Raw genomic sequence first — 16,026 nt, 5'->3', positions numbered from 1 at the left:
GTCAGAAGCTCTCGGGGACGTCTTGCGTCTGCACGAGGGGTTTGACCGCCAGATCGGGCGGGACGTTCATCATGCGCAGGGTCTGCTGCACGACTTCGCTGAACACCGGCGCCGCGGCGAGGCCGCCGAAATACTGGCCGTCGGTCGGCTCGTCGATCATCACCGCGACGATGATGCGCGGCTTCTCGATGGGCGCCATGCCGGTGAACCAGGCACGGTACTTGTTGCTGGCGTAGCCCTTGCCGACCTGCTTGTGGGCCGTGCCCGACTTGCCGCCGACCGAGTAGCCCACCGTCTGCGCGCGCGTGCCGGTGCCGCCCGGGCCGGCGGCCATCTGCAGCATCTTGCGCACGGCGAGCGCGTTGGACGGCGAGAACACCCGCACGCCGACCGGCGGCTCGGTGTTCTTCAGGATGGTGACCGGAATGATGGAGCCGTCGTGCGCGAACGAGGTGTACGAATGCGCCATCTGGAACAGCGAGGCCGACAGGCCGTAGCCGTAGGCCATGGTGGCCTGCTCGACCGGCTTCCAGGTCTTCCACGGACGCAGCCGGCCCGTCACGGCGCCGGGGAACTGGATCTGCGGCTTCTGGCCGTAGCCCAGCGCGGTGTAGGTGTCCCACATCTCGTGGGGCGTCATCTTCTGGGCGATCTTGAGCGCGCCCACGTTGCTCGACTTCTGGATCACGCCCTCCACGGTCAGCGAGCCGTAGTTGTGGGTGTCGCTGATGGTGAAGCCGCCCAGCTGGTAGCGCCCGGGCGCGGTGTCGATGATGGTCGAGGGCTTCACGCGGCCGGCCTCCAGCGCCATCGCCACGGTGATGGGCTTCATGGTCGAGCCTGGCTCGAAGGTGTCGGTGAGCGCGCGGTTGCGCAGCTGCTCGCCGGTGAGGTTCTGGCGCTTGTCGGGCACGTAGCTCGGGTAGTTGGCCAGCGCCAGCACCTCGCCGGTGGTGCTGTCGAGCACCACCACGCTGCCGGCCTTGGCACGGCGCGCGGTGACGGCGTCGCGCAGCTTCTGGTAGGCGAAGAACTGCACCTTGCTGTCGACGCTGAGCTGGATGTCGCGGCCCTCGACCGGCGGCACCTGCTCGCCCACGCCCTCGACCACGCGGCCCAGCCGGTCCTTGATGACGCGGCGCGAGCCGGCCTTGCCGGCCAGCTCCTTGTTGAACGCCAGCTCGATGCCTTCCTGGCCGTTGTCTTCCACGTTGGTGAAGCCCACCACGTGCGCCGCCGCCTCGCCCTCGGGGTACTGGCGCTTGTATTCCTTACGCTGGTAGATGCCCTTGAGGTTGAGCGCCGCGATCTGCTTGGCGATGGGCTCGTCGACCTGGCGCTTGATCCAGACGAAGGTCTTGTCTTCGTCTTCGAGCTTCTTGTCGAAGTCCTTCTGCGGCATGCCGAGCAGCTTGGCCACCTGCTTGAGCTTGGCGCGCACCTCGGGGTCGTCGCGCTCCACGTCTTCGGGAATGGCCCAGATGCTGGGCGCCACCACGCTCGACGCCAGGATGAGCCCGTTGCGGTCGAGGATGCGCCCGCGGTTGGCCGGCAGCTCCAGCGTGCGGGCGAAGCGCACCTCGCCCTGGCGCTGGAAGAAGCTGTTGTTGAAGACCTGCACGTACGCAGCCCGCCCCGCCAGCATGACGAAGCCGAAGGCGATGCCGGCGACGATGAACTTGCTGCGCCACACCGGCGTCTTGCTCGCGAGCAAGGGGCTGGTGGTGTAGCGCACGCTGCGGTTGCCGCGGCTCATCGGGCGGGCCTCGCGGTGGTGCCGGGCTTGGGCGGCGTGGTCGGCGGCAGCGGCGCGACGGCCGGGATCACCGAGCCGTCGGGGCGCACGTACTGCGTGATGGCCGGCGAAGCCGTGCGCATCTGCAGCTGTTCCTTGGCCAGCTTCTCCACGCGCAGCGGCGTGGCCTGGGCGCGCTTTTCGACCTGCAGGCGGTCATGCTCGGTTTCGAGCTTGCGCGTCTCCTGCAGGGCGCGGTCGAACTCCGTGTAGAGCTGGCGCGACTGGTACTGGGTGTGCACAAGGTACAAAGCCGTCGCAATGACGGCCAGCAGAAGAAGCAGGTTGATGCGCGCCATGGCTACCCGGCCTCCGTGCGTTCGGCCACCCGGAGGATGGCGCTGCGCGAGCGCGGGTTGCCGCGCACCTCTTCTTCGGACGGCTTGATGCGCTCCAGCGCGTGCAGCTTCATCACCTTGGGCGCAGCGAAGGGCGCGCGGCGGTCGTAGACCTCCTTCGAGTGCTTGGCGATGAACTGCTTGACGATGCGGTCTTCGAGCGAATGGAAGCTGATCACCGCGAGCCGGCCGCCGGGCGCGAGCACCGACAGGCTGGCCTCTAGCGCTTGTTGCAGCTCCTCAAGCTCGGCGTTGATGAAAATCCGAAAAGCCTGAAATGTGCGCGTTGCAGGGTTCTGGCCCTGCTCGCGGGTTTTGACCGTGCCAGCCACGAGCTCGGCCAGTTCGGTGGTGGTTGAAATTGCGCCCCGTTCTTGTCTGCGAGCAACAATCGCCTTTGCAATCTGAACAGCAAACCGTTCTTCGCCATAGTCACGGATCACCTCTGCAATTTGTTGAAGTTCGGCCGTTGCCAGCCACTCGGCCACGCTCTCGCCGCGCGTGGTGTCCATGCGCATGTCGAGCGGACCGTCGAAACGAAAACTGAAACCGCGCACCGGGTTGTCGATCTGCGGCGAACTCACGCCCAGATCCATCAGCAAGCCGTTGACGCTGGCGTCGGGCAATTCGCCCAGCGAGCGGAATCCCTGGTGGCGGATAGAAAAACGCGCATCCGAGATGCGCGCTGCTTCGGCCACCGCTTCTGCATCCTTGTCGAATGCGATGAGCCTGCCTTCCGGCGCCAGCCGCGCGAGGATGGCGCGCGCATGTCCTCCGCGGCCGAAGGTGGCGTCCACGTACGTGCCCGTGGCTGCCGCGCTGCCGGAAAGAAGGGCTTCCACCGCCTCGTTCAACAAGACGGTCGTGTGGGTCAGGGGGGTGTTCACGGGGCTCCTCAGAACGCGAAGTCCTGAAACACATCCGGCATCTCGCCCTGGGTGGCCTCGGCCTCCTTGGCCTCGTACGTCGCCTTGTCCCAGAGTTCGAAGTGGTTGCCCATGCCCAGCAACAGCGTCTCGCGGTTGATGCCGGTGGCGGCGCGCAGCTCGGGCGACACCAGCACGCGGCCGGTGCCGTCCATCTCGACGTCCATCGCGTTACCGAGGAAGACGCGCTTCCACCACTGCGCCGACATCGGCAGCGCAGCAATGCGTTCGCGGAATTTTTCCCATTCGGGACGGGGGAACACCATCAGGCATCCATGCGGATGCTTGGTGATCGTGAGCTGGCCGCCTGCCGTGGCGCTCAGGACGTCGCGATGCCGGGTCGGCACGGAGAGCCGCCCCTTGGCATCCAGACTGAGCGATGAAGCGCCTTGAAACACGACCACGAAACCCCTGTGGTGGGAGGTGCCGCGACACCCGGAAGGGGCGTTGCCCGCACTTTTTCCCACTTAACTGCACTTTTTTCCACTGTAGCAGGAAACACTTGCGACGCAACTGGGGCTCGGGGGTATTTTTTGTAATGGAATCAACGACTTAGCGCCGATTTCCAAACCTGGAAATCGGCGAATTGTGTTGAAAATGAAGTACTTAGCTCACGCAGTGAAAGTGATGCGTGAAGGACGACCCCGTTACAGGGGCCGAGGGAGGCGGCTTCAGAGGATGAAGCGCGAAAGGTCTTCGTCGTGACTTAGTGCCGCGAGGCGCTCGTCGACATAAGCGGCATCGATGCGGACCGTCTGGCCCTCGATGCGGGTGGCATCGAAGCTTACCTCATCGAGCAGGCGCTCCATCACGGTCGACAAACGGCGCGCGCCGATGTTCTCGGTGCGCTCGTTCACCTCGAAGGCGATGGCCGCCAGCCGCGTGATGCCATCAGGCGCGAAGTCGAGCGTCACGCCTTCGGTGGCCAGCAGCGCCTGGTACTGCTTCACGAGCGAGGCGCGGGTCTGCGTGAGGATGCTCTCGAAGTCCGACACCGAGAGCGATTGCAGCTCGACGCGGATCGGAAAGCGCCCCTGCAGCTCGGGAATCAGGTCGCTCGGCTTGCTCAGGTGGAACGCGCCGCTCGCGATGAACAGCATGTGGTCGGTGCGCACCACGCCGTACTTGGTCGACACGGCCGTGCCCTCCACGAGTGGCAGCAGGTCGCGCTGCACGCCCTGGCGCGAGACGTCGGAGCCCTGCGCTTCGCTGCGTGTGGCGACCTTGTCGATCTCGTCGATGAACACGATGCCGTTCTGCTCGGCGTTGGCGATGGCCTGCGTGCGGATCTCGTCCTCGTTGACCAGCTTGGCGGCCTCCTCGTCGATCAAGAGGCGCATCGCCTCGGCGATCTTGAGCTTGCGCGTCTTGCGCTTGCCGCCGCCGAGCTGGCCGAACATGCCGCGCAGTTGCTCGGTCATTTCCTCCATGCCGGCCGGGCCCATGATCTCGAGCGGCGCGCGGGTCTCGGCGAGGTCGAGCTCGATTTCCTTGTCGTCGAGCTGGTGCTCGCGCAGCTTCTTGCGGAAGGCCTGGCGCGTCGGGTTGGGGCTGTCGAGTGCGGGCGCAGCGCCATCGGCGCCGCGCGCCGGAGGCAGCAGCGCGTCGAGGATGCGCTCCTCGGCCGCGTCTTCGGCGCGCGCGCGCACCTTCACGCTTTCGGATTCGCGCGTCTGCTTGACGGCGATCTCGGCGAGGTCGCGAATGATGGAGTCGACGTCCTTGCCCACGTAGCCCACCTCGGTGAACTTGGTGGCCTCGACCTTGATGAACGGCGCATCGGCCAGGCGGGCCAGGCGGCGGGCGATTTCGGTCTTGCCTACGCCCGTCGGGCCGATCATGAGGATGTTCTTGGGCGTGATCTCGTGGCGCAGCTTCTCGTCGACCTTCTGGCGGCGCCAGCGGTTGCGCAGCGCAATGGCCACGGCGCGCTTGGCGGCGGGCTGGCCGACGATGTGGTTGTCGAGCTCGGAGACGATTTCCTGGGGGGTCATGGACATGGTCAGAGCGCTTCCACCGTGTGGTTCATGTTCGTGTAAATGCAGATTTCTCCGGCGATCGCCAGCGATTTGCGCACGATCTGCTCGGCCGAAAGGTCGGTGTTGTCGATCAGCGCCTTGGCCGCCGACTGGGCGTAGGCACCGCCCGAACCGATGGCGATCACGCCGTCTTCAGGCTCCAACACGTCGCCATTGCCGGTGATGATGAGCGAAGTCGTGGCGTCGGCCACGGCCAGCATGGCCTCGAGCTTGCGCAGCACGCGGTCGGTGCGCCAGTCCTTGGTGAGCTCGACCGCCGCGCGGGTCAGGTGGCCCTGGTGCTTCTCGAGCTTGGCCTCGAAGCGCTCGAAGAGCGTGAAGGCATCGGCCGTGGCACCGGCGAAACCCGCCAGGACCTTGCCGTGATAGAGCCGCCGCACCTTGCGCGCCGTGCCCTTGATGACGATGTTGCCGAGAGTGACCTGCCCGTCCCCGCCGATGGCGACCTGATCGCCTTGCGGGGTCTTGCGGCGCACGCTCACGATGGTGGTGCCGTGAAACTGTTCCATCGCAGCCATCTGGGGATGGGCCCCGCCAATGCAACCCTTGCGGTCGGACAAACTGCTGGCGGAAAACACGGCCGCGCAGGGGCCGCGGAACCCCTGTGGCGGGGTCAGTTCTTGCGGACGGCGACCGTGGCGTGGTCGGTGATGCCGATCAGCCCGAACAGCGCGGCAATCAGCCGGTGCGCATCGACGAACTGCACCCGCTCGCCGTTCGCATCGCGCTCGCGGACCCAGCTCAGCAGCGTGCCGGCCGCCGTCAGGTCCATGCGCAGCAGGGCCGCGCACGAGATGACCGGCGCCGTCGTGTGGCGCAGGTCGTGGTCCAGGCGCTGCCAGCACGACAGCGAGTCGCCGCGCAGGTCGCCCGCCAGCGCGGCAAAGCCGCTGTCGGTGGACGGGAAGCTCTCGGAATCACCCCCGACCGACAGCAGCGACCACACCGAGCTCGGCCGGCTCGCCGGCGGCGCGGCCAGCGAGGTGCACTCGCCCTTCGGGTCCTGCCAGGACGGCGGCGACACCTCGTAGGTGATGCAGTAGTTGAGCGCCACCAGCTCGAAATCGTCGGGCAGGTGCATCATGCGCAGCGCTGCGAGGCGCAGCTGCCACCAGGCGTCGTCGGGATGGCGCTCGTTGTTGGGCGTGGCCGCGGCCAGCACGGCCATGAGCTGCGAGGCGCCGAAGAAGCGCAGCTGCACCGGCGAATCGGACCAGTGCGCGAACAGGATGCGCAGCGGCGCGGCGGCCGGCGCGTCGATCTCGGTGAGCGCGCGCCAGTCGAGCGTCCAGACCATGCCGGCCTGCGAGAGCGCGCGCGTGAGCGCCATGAGCCCTTCGCGCGTCAGGTGTGCGGGGCTGGCCCAGTCGGCGGCGCCGGTGGTGTCGGAGGCCGCTTCGGCGTCCTCGCTGGCGGTGACGGCCTTCACGCTGCGCGCGAGTTCGTCGAGCGAAACCCAGTCAGGACCCATGCGCTTCATGCGCTGCGCATAGCGCATGCGGGCGGCCGCGAACTTGGCGGCGTCGCCGGTGGCGCGGTACAGGTCGAACAGTGCGCGCCAGCGGGCGTCGTCGCGCTCCAGCGTGACGGCTGCGGTCGCGTCATCAGCGGAGAACGCACTTTCGGCGGCCAGCGCCTGCAGCAGGATGGCTTCGGCGCCGGTGTCGTCGCCGTGCGCGAAGCGGATCACCGCTTCTTCGAGCGCGCCGTCATGCGCGAGCCGGGACGGCTGAGGCGCGGGGACAGCTGCGGTGGCAGCAACCTCTGGCGCTGCGGCCACGGACGCAGAAGCAGCCGGCTCAGCCGGCAACTGATCGCCGCCGCTGTCGACCGGCGGCAGCGTTTCAGCGCCCGCGTCGGGCGGCGGATTGACCAGCGTCTCGCCGTTCGGCCCGCGGCCCTTCCACCACTGCTGCGACATCTGCTCTTCGATCTCGTCGATCTTCTTGAGCGTGAGTGCGCGGCCTTCGGATTTTTCGGAGGTGCTGTTGAGATTGAACGACGACGGCGTGACCGTTGCCTCGAAGGCATGGGCCGCCGCCTCGCGCTGGCGCAGCTTGCGCAGCATGTCGAACTCGCGGCGGCGCACGAAGTCGTTGCGCTGGCGCCGCTCGATCATTTCCTTCAGCATCTCGCGGCTGTAGGTCTGCTCGGGCAGCGACGAGTCGGAGGACGGCGTGTCCAGCTCCGACCAGTCTTTCAGGGGATTTCGAACGAACTTGGCCACCTTCGAGAAAAGGCGGCCTGACTCTTCCTTTGGCATTCAGAGAAGGTTATCGAAAGCGCGGGTTCCGTTCTACCGTGCAGCCGTTCAATCCCCGAACATTTTCTGCTTCAGCTCGCGGCGCTGCTGCGCTTCGAGCGAAAGCGTGGCGGTCGGGCGGGCCAGCAGGCGGCCGACGCCGATGGGCTCGCCGGTCTCGTCGCAGTAGCCGTAGTCGCCGGCGTCGATGCGCTGGATCGACTGCTCGATCTTCTTGAGCAGCTTGCGTTCGCGGTCGCGCGTGCGCAGTTCGAGCGCGTGCTCTTCCTCGATGGTGGCGCGGTCGGCCGGGTCGGGCACGACCACGGTGTCTTCGCGCAGGTGCTCGGTGGTCTCACCGGCGTTCTCGAGGATGCCGCGCTTGAGTTCTTCGAGCTTCAGGCGGAAGAACGCCATCTGCTTGTCGTTCATGTACTCGTCGTCGGGCATCGCGATGACCTCGGCGTCGCTCAGCTCGGCGGGCGTCTTGGTCTTCCAGTTGTTGGCCAGCTTCGGGTCTTTCTTGACGGCCAGGGGCGGCGGCGGCACCAGCGCGGTGGAAGGCGCCTGCGAGAAGCTGGATTTGGCGGCGGTCGAGGCCACGGATTGCGGCATCGAAGGCACGGTCAGTTGCGACAGCCGGGACACGCGGCCACCACGCGCAGCGGGAGCGGGCGTAGCGGGGATCGAGGGTGTCGCCGGGGCGGAAGAAGAGGCGGCAGCCGTTTTTTTCATGGGGGTCGGGGGAGCAGAAAGGGCGGCCGCAGGACGGCCGACCGGTTGGGATGACGTAGGCGCCGCGCCCGCGGACTTGGTTGCGGGCTTGGCGGACTTCTTGGCAGCCGCGGTCCCGGTCTTGGCCGGGGTTGCCGCAGGCTTCTTGGCAGCGCTTTTCTCTTTCGCGGCAGAGGCAGCAGCAGCGGTGGCAGAAACCTTCTTCGTCGCGGGTACAGCCTTCACAGCCGTCGCCTTCTTTGCGGCGGGCTTGGTGGCTGGCGTGACCTTGGCGGCGGGTTTCTTCACGGTGACTGGCTCCTTGTACGAACTGGAACGCGCTTTCACTGGGTGTCTCCTCCCAAGGGAACCGTTGCGGGTGTCAGGCCGCGTCGGCTCACGTTGTCGGGGGCGTCCTCAAGTGGTGAACCCCGGGGTTATACCCCCGAAAGCCCGCCAAAAACCCTTGGCGCCCCGTGCCGTAAGTCATATCTCGCCCCTGTGGACGAAGCATGGCTCCCGGAACAGGCGCGCGATTGTATAGAGAACTCGAAACGCAAGGCCATCGGGTGACGCACTGCCCTGCTCCGTTAGCATCGCCCGGCGCCACCACAGGGGGTGGCGCAGGCACGCCGCGGGTCGGGGAGACACCGCGGCGGCCCTTCAAACAACCGATCGGAAAATAATCTTGAGCAAAAAAGCAGTATTGGGAGTCCTGGCCGCGGCCATCGCCGTCGCCTACGGCGGCAGCACCTGGTGGGCCGGCACGCAAATCAAATCGAGCTACGACGTCGCCCTGGGCGAACTGCCCAAGCAGACCGCGCTGGTGCGCGTGATCGAGCGCAGCTACGAACGCAACTTCTTCGGCGCCGTGAGCACCGTGACGCTCGAACTGGGCTGCCCGGCCGAGGCCGAAGCCGCCACCGCCCCTGCCGCGTCGGCACCCGCCGCCGCACCGGCTGCCGCCACGACCGACGTCGCCGAGGCCGCGACCGAAGGCGACGAAGAAGAACCCGCCGAAGACGACAGCGACGCCGCGGCCACCCCGCCCAAGCCGGTGCGCATCACCATCCGCGACACCATCCGCCACGGCCCGATCGCCGGCGCGACGCTGGCCGCGGCCGTCATCGACAGCGAGCTGGTGCTCGACGCCAAGGCGCAGGCCGAGGCCGAGAAGCTGTTCGGCAAGGCCAAGCCACTGACCGCGCGCACCCAGGTCGGCTTCGGCGGCGGCTTCACCAGCGACTTCACCGTCGCGCCCGCCAAGCTGGCCGAAGAAGGCAAGGGCGAGTTCGCCTGGCAAGGCGCGCAGGCACGCCTGGACATGAACGCGGCCCGCACCCACGTGCGCTATGACATGACGATGCCCGGCCTGGACGTCAGCACCGCCTCCAAGGGCGTGCAGCTGAAGATGGGCAAGTTCACCGCCAAGGCCGACATGGACGGCAGCGCCGGCTGGATGCTGGCCACCGGCAAGTCCGAAGGCCGCCTCGACAGCTTCGAGCTGAACGCGCCCAAGGGACTGGGCCTGGGCGCGGGCACCGAGGCCGCCCCCGCCAAGGCGATCAAGGTGCTGCTGCAAAGCATCGACCTGACCGGCGAAGCCACCATCAAGGACGGCCTGTACGCCTCCGAAGGCGCCTTCAAGGGCAAGGGCAAGGTCAACGAGACCGCCATCGACAAGTTCGAGATCGCCAGCAGCGCACGCCGCATCCAGGCGGCCGGCTACAAGAAGCTGGCCGACGCCTGGCTGCAGTCGACCGCCGGTGCCGGCTGCGGCCAGCGCAGCAAGGCCCAGAAGGACGCGATGCAGGCGCTCATCGAGCAGCTCGCGCCCGACCTCAAGGCCATGGCCAAGCACAGCCCCGAAGCCGGCCTGGACCGCATGCTCGTCGAGATCGGCGGCCACAGCGCCGAGCTCAGCTACTCGGTGGCCCTCGCCGGCGTGACCGACGAAGACCTGCAGCTGCCCGGCAACGCGCTGGTGCTCAAGCGCGGCGTGCTCAAGGCCACCGCGCGCGTGCCCGTGAAGTGGATCGAGAAGCTGGCCGAAACCGGCGCCGAGAGCGGCCGCACGCCGCCGCCTGAAATGCTCGCGGGCCTGATCGAACAGGGCGAAGCCAACGGCTACGTGAAGCGCACGGGCGACGACCTGGTCAGCCAGGTCGAGTTCAGCGAAGGCCAGCTCAAGCTCCTGGGCAAGCCGATGGGGAATTTCGGCAAGTAGGCACGGCCCGCCCCATGAAAAACGGCGCTGACCGCAAGGCCAGCGCCGTTTTTATTTGTTTGTCCGACTCAAGCGAACGTGTTCAGACCAGGCACTGCTCCAGACCCTGCTCCAGGATCTCGCGCGGCAGCTCGATGCCGATGAACACCATGCGGCTCTGGCGCGCCTCGTCCTTGCCCCACTCCGGGCCCAGGTCGCTGCCCATCAGCTGGTGCACGCCCTGGAAGATCACCTTGCGCTCGGTGCCCTTCATGTTCAGCACGCCCTTGTAGCGCAGCATGCGCGGGCCGTAGATGTTCACGATGGCGCCCAGGAAGTCTTCCAGCTTGGCCGGGTCGAAGGCGCGGTCGGCCTTGTAGACGAAGCTCTTCACGTCGTCGTCCGTATGGTGATGGTGACCGTGGCCCTCGTGCTTGTGCGAGGGGTGGTCGCACGCCTCGCCATGCGCGTGGTCATGGTCGTGATGGTCGTGGTCGTCTTCCTTCAGGAAGTCGGGGTCGATGTCCAGCTTGGCGTTCAGGTTGAAGCCGCGCAGGTCGAAGATGTCCTTCAGCGGCACGTCGCCGAAGTGCGCCTTCTGCTGCGGCGCGCGCGGGTTCATGTGCTTCAGGCGATGAATGAGCGCATCGGTCTCTTCGGCCGACACCAGCTCGCTCTTGCTGATGAAGATCTGGTCGGCAAAGCCCACCTGGCGGCGCGCTTCCTGGCGGTCGTTGAGCTGCTGGGGCGCGTGCTTGGCATCGACCAGCGTGAGGATCGAGTCGAGCAGGTAGCTCTCGGCGATCTCGTCGTCCATGAAGAAGGTCTGCGCCACCGGGCCGGGGTCGGCCAGGCCGGTGGTCTCGATCACCACGCGGTCGAAGTCGAGCAGGCCCTGGCGCTTTTTGGCCGCCAGCAGCTGCAGCGCTTCGCGCAGGTCTTCGCGGATGGTGCAGCAGACGCAGCCGTTGCTCATCTGCACGATCTGCTCCTTCGACTCGGTCACGAGGATGTCGCTGTCGATGTTCTCTTCGCCGAACTCGTTCTCGATGACCGCGATCTTCTGGCCATGGGCCTCGGTCAGGATGCGCTTGAGCAGCGTGGTTTTGCCCGAGCCGAGAAAGCCGGTCAGGATGGTCGCGGGAATGAGGGCCATGGAAAAGTGCTCCGGAAACGGAAAACAGAAAAAGGCGGGGGATTGGCGGGCAGTTTAGCCAATGCCACTGAGTTGCGTTGCCGACGGGGTCAAGCCCTCGTTCACAGGGGCTTTCTCACCACCACCAGCCCCTTCAGGTACTCCCCTTCCGGGAACTCGATGGTCATCGGGTGGTCGGGCGCGGCGCCCAGGCGTTCGGCGATGTAGCCGTCCACACCGGCGTCCAGCCCCGCCGAAGCCACGATCTTGTGGAACAGGTCGGCGCTGATGCCGCCCGAGCAGGAAAAGGTCAGCAGCACGCCGCCCGGCTCCAGCAGCTTGAGCGCCAGGCGGTTGATGTCCTTGTAGGCACGCGCGGCGCGCTCGGCGTGCGCCACCGTGGGCGCGAACTTCGGCGGGTCGAGCACGATGGCATCGAAGGTGCGGCCCTGGTCGATGAACTCGCGCAGCACCGTGTTCACGTTGGCGTCGAGAAACTCCGTGGCAATGCCCTGCCCTTCGAAGCCGTTGAGCGCCAGGTGCGCGCGCGCCCGCTCGAGCGCGGGTTGCGACGAATCGACCGACACCAGCGAGGCGCCCTCGAGCGCCCCGGCCGCCTTCAGGCCCGCGAGCGCCGCCACGGTGAAGCCGCCCGTGTAGCAGAAGCAGTTGAGCACGCGCCGAAAGCGCCGGTGCTGCGCCAGCTCGGCAAAGCGCTGGCGGCTGTCGCGCTGGTCTAGGTAGAAGCCGGTCTTGTGGCCGGTGGCGATGTCCAGCGACAGCTGCCAGCCGTGCTCGCGGATCGTGATCTGGGTGGGGCCTTCGCCGCGCAGCCAGCCCGTGACCGGCTTCAGGCCCTCGCGCTCGCGGCCGCTGGCGTCGGAGCGCTCATACAGCTTGGTGAGCCCCGTGGCCTTGAGCAGCGCATCGGCCAGCACGTCTTTCCAGCGCTCCACGCCGGCCGACAAGAACTGCGCCACCAGCGTGTCGCCGTAGCGGTCGACGATCAGCCCCGGCAGGCCATCGGCCTCGCCGTGCACCAGCCGCACGCCGTCGCTCTGCAGGTCGAACAGGCCGCGCGCATGCACCGCGCGCGCGCAGACCGTGGAAAAAAAAGCAGCGTCGATGCGCTGCTTCTCGTCAAAGCTCCAGGCCCGCGCCCGGATCTTGGAGGTGGGGCCGAAGGCCGCCCACGCGAGGAAGTGGCCGTCGTGCGACTCCACGCGCACCGTTTCCCCCGAGTCCGCGCCGCCGCGCGCAATGGCGGATTCGAAGACCCAGGGATGGCGGCGTTGGAGCGAGCGCTCCTTGCCCGGCTTGAGGCGGAGGGTTTTCATGGGAGATGAATGAAAGAAGAAATGAAAGACGAAAGAAAACGATGCAGGCGACGGGCCGTGGCTACTTGCCGTCCTTGTCCGACCGGGCCTTGGCGCGCGGATGCGCCGCGTCGTAGACCTTGGCCAGGTGCTGGAAGTCCAGCCGCGTGTAGACCTGCGTGGTCGCGATGTTGGCATGGCCCAGCAGCTCCTGCACCGCGCGCAGGTCGCTGCTCGACTGCAGCACGTGGCTCGCGAACGAGTGGCGCAGCATGTGCGGATGCACCGGCGCGGCCAGGCCGGCCTTCAGGCTGCGCTCGCGCAGCAGCTTCCACACCGCCTGCGACGACATGCGCGCGCCGCGCGCGCTGACGAACAGCGCCGGCTCCTGGCGCTCGCCGCGCACCGCGAGCCAGTCGCGCAGCGCCTCGGCCGCCTTGCTGCCCACGGGCACGCTGCGCCGCTTGCTGCCTTTGCCGAGCACGTGGGCTTCCATCGCATCGAGATCGACCCAGCCGAGCGCCGTGGCGCTGGCCTGGGCGTCGAGCCCCGTGAGCTCGCTCACGCGCAGGCCGCAGCCGTAAAGCATTTCGACGATGGCGCCGTCGCGCGCTTCGGTCCAGGGGTCGGCCTCGGGGTCGTACAGCTCGGCCAGGCGCACCGCGTCGTCCACGCCCAGCGCCTTCGGCAGCGGCCGGCCCGCCTTGGGCGCGTGCACGTCCTGCACCGGGTTGAAGCCGATCAGCCCTTCATGGCCGAGCCAGCGGTAGAAGCTGCGCCAGCACGACAGCACCAGCGCAATGCCGCGCGGCTCGCGCCCGGCGCTGTGCAGCTGCGCCATCCAGCGGCGGATGTGGGCCGTCTGCACGCGGTCCAGCGGCAGGTTGGCCTCGGCGGCGTGGTCGGTCAGCGCGCGCAGGTGGAACGCATACAGCTCGACCGTGCGCGGCGCAAGCCGGCGCTCCACGCGCACGTGTTCGAGGTATTTGTCGATCCATTCCATGGTGTCGTCGTGCTCCGTGCGCCGCGCGGGGCCGCGCTAGCTAGAACAGATAACCGAGCGATGCATTGTTCACGATGGCGGCGGGCTCACGCAATGCGCCCTTGAACAGCATGCCCCAGCGGCGCCAGCACGAGGTGGGCGCGGCGGCGTACTGCACGTCGAAGGCCTGGTCGAAGCCGCTGGCACGCACCAGGCGTTCGATGCGCCACAGGTGATAGGGCTCCGACACGATGATCACGCTGCGCACGCCCTTGGCTTCCAGCACCGTGCGCGACAGCGACAGGTTGGCGCGCGTGGACGACGACACCGACTCCAGCACCATCGGCCCCGTGTAGCCCTCGCCCGTGGCGTGGTCGCGCATCACCTCGGCTTCGATGCGGCCGTCTTCCACGTCGACGCCGCCCGAGAACACCAGCGTCTGCGCGCGCCCGGCGCGCGCCAGCACGATGCCCTGGTCGACCCGGCCCGTGAGGCAGGGGTTGGGCTTGCCGTCGAGGTAGGCGCGGTTGCCCAGCACCAGCGCCACGTCGGCAGCGCGCGGCAGCGGACCGGCCAGGGCGGCCTCGGCGCGCTGCCAGATCACACCTGCGATGGCGGCGTAGGTGAGCACGCCGGCCAGCAGGACCACGCACAGGCCGGTCAGCCAAGGCCGGCGGCGCCATCCGCTTCGCGCGGAACGGCTCAAGGGCGCAGCCGCGACAGCGCGCCCGACGACAGCTCGGCGATGCGCTCGAGAAAGTCCGTGCCCATCTCGGCGTTGAAGCGCTGCGCGTCCGGCGAGGCCAGCACCAGCAGGCCGAAGGCCGGCGACTCGGCGTCGGGGCGCAGCGGAATCAGCGCGATCGACGCGGCGCCCTGCGGCTCGGGCAGCCAGTTGGCCGCCTCGAAGCCCGCGTTGAGCCCGCAGTACGGCGAAGTGAGCGAGGTGGCCAGCGCCTTCACGTCGTCGCTCACCCACTGGGCATAGGCTTCGTTCAGGTACTCGGTGCCGCAGTCCCACACCTTGATGGCCGTTTGCGGCACCAGGAACAGCGACTGCAGGTCGACCGCGATGCGGTACGGCAGGCTGCGCGGGTCGCGCGTGGTCAGCAGGCCCTTGGTCCAGCGCTGCAGGCGGTCGGCGATGACGACGTTTTCGGTGCCGTGGCGCACCATGTCCATCAGGCGGTGCTCCAGCGCCTTGATCTTCTCGCGCAGCATTTCGGCCTGGCGCTCCTGCAGGCTCACGGCGCGGTTGCCGTGCGGGCTGGTGAGCTGCACCTGCGCCAGCAGCTGGGCGTGGCGCTCGAAGAAGTCGGGCGTGTTCGACAGGTAGTTCGCGATGTCGTCTTCGGTGATCGGGTTCATGGCGTTGTTGTCGTGGGTGAATGGGGTCATGGCTGTTCCGAAATGTCGGGCACGTCGATCTCGCCCTCGAACACCGTCGTGGCCGGTCCTGTCATGAGCACCGGCCGGCCGTCGCCCTGCCACTCGATCGTGAGAATGCCGCCGTGCGTCTGCACGTCGACGCGGGAATCCAGCAGCCCCAGGCGAATGCCCGCCACCACCGCCGCGCAGGCGCCCGTGCCGCAGGCCAGCGTTTCGCCGGCGCCGCGCTCGAACACCCGCAGCTTGATGTGGGTGCGGTCGACCACCTGCATGAAGCCCGCGTTCACGCGCTGCGGAAAGCGCGGATGGTGCTCGATCTGCGGGCCCTGCTCGGCCACCGGCGCGGTGTCGACGTTGTCGACCACCTGCACCGCGTGCGGGTTGCCCATGGACAGCACCGCTACCGAAACGATAGCGCTGCCGGCCCGGGTGCCCAAGGCCAGGTGCCATTTCTGCCACGCGCCTTCGTGCTGCGGGTCGAGCCCGGCCGTGTCGAAGGGCACGCGCGCCGGTTCGAAGACCGGGGCGCCCATGTCGACCGTCACGCGGCCGTCGTCGCCCATGCGGGGTTCGATCACGCCGGCCAGCGTCTGCACGCGCACGTCTTTCTTCTCGGTCAGGCCGTGCTCGCTCACGAAGCGCATGAAACAGCGCGCCCCGTTGCCGCACTGCTCCACCTCGCCGCCGTCGGCGTTGTGAATCACGTACTGGAAGTCGATGCCTGCAGCGGGCGACGGGCGCACCGTGAGGATCTGGTCGGCGCCGACGCCGAAATGGCGGTCGGCCAGGAAGCGGTACTGCGCGGCGCTGAGGCCCAGCGTGCCGCGCGTTTCGTCCAGCACGACGAAATCGTTGCCGGCTCCCTGCATCTTGGTAAAGCGGATTCGCATCGCCGGATTATCGCCACCGGCGCCGCCCTTCGCGCCGGAAGGGCCGCCGGGCGC

At 67.8% G+C, this 16,026-nt stretch carries 15 protein-coding genes; 1 reads left to right on the top strand and 14 read right to left on the bottom strand.

What is annotated here, in order from left to right; genetic code table 11:
* Position 1 precedes the first annotated feature (1 nt).
* From ACAM42_RS04515 to dksA, 8 genes are all read right to left on the bottom strand, one after another.
* On the bottom strand, positions 2-1,756 hold the full coding sequence (locus ACAM42_RS04515; protein ID WP_095743607.1) for a penicillin-binding protein 2: 1,755 nt from the start codon (positions 1,754-1,756) through the stop codon (positions 2-4).
* Positions 1,753-2,094 (bottom strand): cell division protein FtsL, encoded by a 342-nt coding sequence (gene ftsL, locus ACAM42_RS04510; protein WP_062474236.1) that lies wholly within the window; start codon positions 2,092-2,094, stop codon positions 1,753-1,755. The genes ACAM42_RS04515 and ftsL overlap by 4 nt, the downstream gene beginning before the upstream one ends.
* A 2-nt stretch (positions 2,095-2,096) precedes the next feature.
* Entirely contained in the window at positions 2,097-3,020 is a 924-nt protein-coding gene (gene rsmH / locus ACAM42_RS04505) for a 16S rRNA (cytosine(1402)-N(4))-methyltransferase RsmH (protein WP_062474238.1), read from the bottom strand.
* A gap of 8 nt (positions 3,021-3,028) precedes the next feature.
* Positions 3,029-3,457 (bottom strand): division/cell wall cluster transcriptional repressor MraZ, encoded by a 429-nt coding sequence (gene mraZ, locus ACAM42_RS04500; protein ID WP_056576192.1) that lies wholly within the window; start codon positions 3,455-3,457, stop codon positions 3,029-3,031.
* Positions 3,458-3,730: 273 nt separating this feature from the next.
* Complete coding sequence (hslU, locus tag ACAM42_RS04495; protein WP_139702997.1) at positions 3,731-5,059, bottom strand: ATP-dependent protease ATPase subunit HslU; 1,329 nt, start codon at positions 5,057-5,059, stop codon at positions 3,731-3,733.
* Between the two features lie 2 nt (positions 5,060-5,061).
* Positions 5,062-5,607 (bottom strand): ATP-dependent protease subunit HslV, encoded by a 546-nt coding sequence (hslV, locus tag ACAM42_RS04490; protein ID WP_042578379.1) that lies wholly within the window; start codon positions 5,605-5,607, stop codon positions 5,062-5,064.
* 104 nt (positions 5,608-5,711) lie between these two features.
* Positions 5,712-7,361, bottom strand: a complete 1,650-nt coding sequence (locus ACAM42_RS04485; RefSeq protein WP_369631244.1) for an STAS domain-containing protein — start codon at positions 7,359-7,361, stop codon at positions 5,712-5,714.
* A gap of 48 nt (positions 7,362-7,409) precedes the next feature.
* Positions 7,410-8,363 carry an RNA polymerase-binding protein DksA gene (gene dksA / locus ACAM42_RS04480; protein WP_369632719.1) on the bottom strand — a complete coding sequence of 318 codons (954 nt, stop codon included), beginning with the start codon at positions 8,361-8,363 and terminating at the stop codon, positions 7,410-7,412.
* A gap of 379 nt (positions 8,364-8,742) precedes the next feature.
* Here dksA and ACAM42_RS04475 point away from each other — a divergent pair, with 379 nt between their 5' ends.
* Complete coding sequence (locus ACAM42_RS04475; protein ID WP_369631243.1) at positions 8,743-10,281, top strand: YdgA family protein; 1,539 nt, start codon at positions 8,743-8,745, stop codon at positions 10,279-10,281.
* A gap of 82 nt (positions 10,282-10,363) precedes the next feature.
* On the opposite strand, the gene ACAM42_RS04470 is transcribed toward ACAM42_RS04475, so the two are convergent.
* The 6 genes from ACAM42_RS04470 to dapF all read right to left on the bottom strand — a co-directional run bounded on the left by ACAM42_RS04470 (position 10,364) and on the right by dapF (position 15,972).
* Positions 10,364-11,416 carry a GTP-binding protein gene (locus ACAM42_RS04470; protein ID WP_062474247.1) on the bottom strand — a complete coding sequence of 351 codons (1,053 nt, stop codon included), beginning with the start codon at positions 11,414-11,416 and terminating at the stop codon, positions 10,364-10,366.
* Between the two features lie 101 nt (positions 11,417-11,517).
* Positions 11,518-12,732: a class I SAM-dependent rRNA methyltransferase gene (locus ACAM42_RS04465; protein WP_139702994.1), complete on the bottom strand. Its 1,215-nt coding sequence runs from the start codon at positions 12,730-12,732 to the stop codon at positions 11,518-11,520.
* A 61-nt stretch (positions 12,733-12,793) separates the two neighbouring features.
* Entirely contained in the window at positions 12,794-13,714 is a 921-nt protein-coding gene (locus tag ACAM42_RS04460) for a tyrosine recombinase XerC (protein WP_369631242.1), read from the bottom strand.
* A 40-nt stretch (positions 13,715-13,754) separates the two neighbouring features.
* Positions 13,755-14,399 (bottom strand): YdcF family protein, encoded by a 645-nt coding sequence (locus tag ACAM42_RS04455; RefSeq protein WP_369631241.1) that lies wholly within the window; start codon positions 14,397-14,399, stop codon positions 13,755-13,757.
* Complete coding sequence (locus ACAM42_RS04450; protein ID WP_095948166.1) at positions 14,396-15,091, bottom strand: DUF484 family protein; 696 nt, start codon at positions 15,089-15,091, stop codon at positions 14,396-14,398. Before ACAM42_RS04450 ends, ACAM42_RS04455 begins: the two co-directional genes overlap by 4 nt.
* Positions 15,088-15,972, bottom strand: coding sequence for a diaminopimelate epimerase (gene dapF / locus ACAM42_RS04445; protein ID WP_369631240.1), 885 nt, complete (start codon positions 15,970-15,972; stop codon positions 15,088-15,090). Before dapF ends, ACAM42_RS04450 begins: the two co-directional genes overlap by 4 nt.
* Between the last annotated feature and the right edge of the window lie 54 nt (positions 15,973-16,026).

Source organism: Variovorax sp. V35 (assembly GCF_041154465.1).
Classification (GTDB): Bacteria; Pseudomonadota; Gammaproteobacteria; order Burkholderiales; family Burkholderiaceae_C; genus Variovorax; species Variovorax boronicumulans.
The sequence above is the reverse complement of the archived record's forward strand: the minus strand, read 5'-3'. Positions and strand labels throughout refer to the sequence as shown.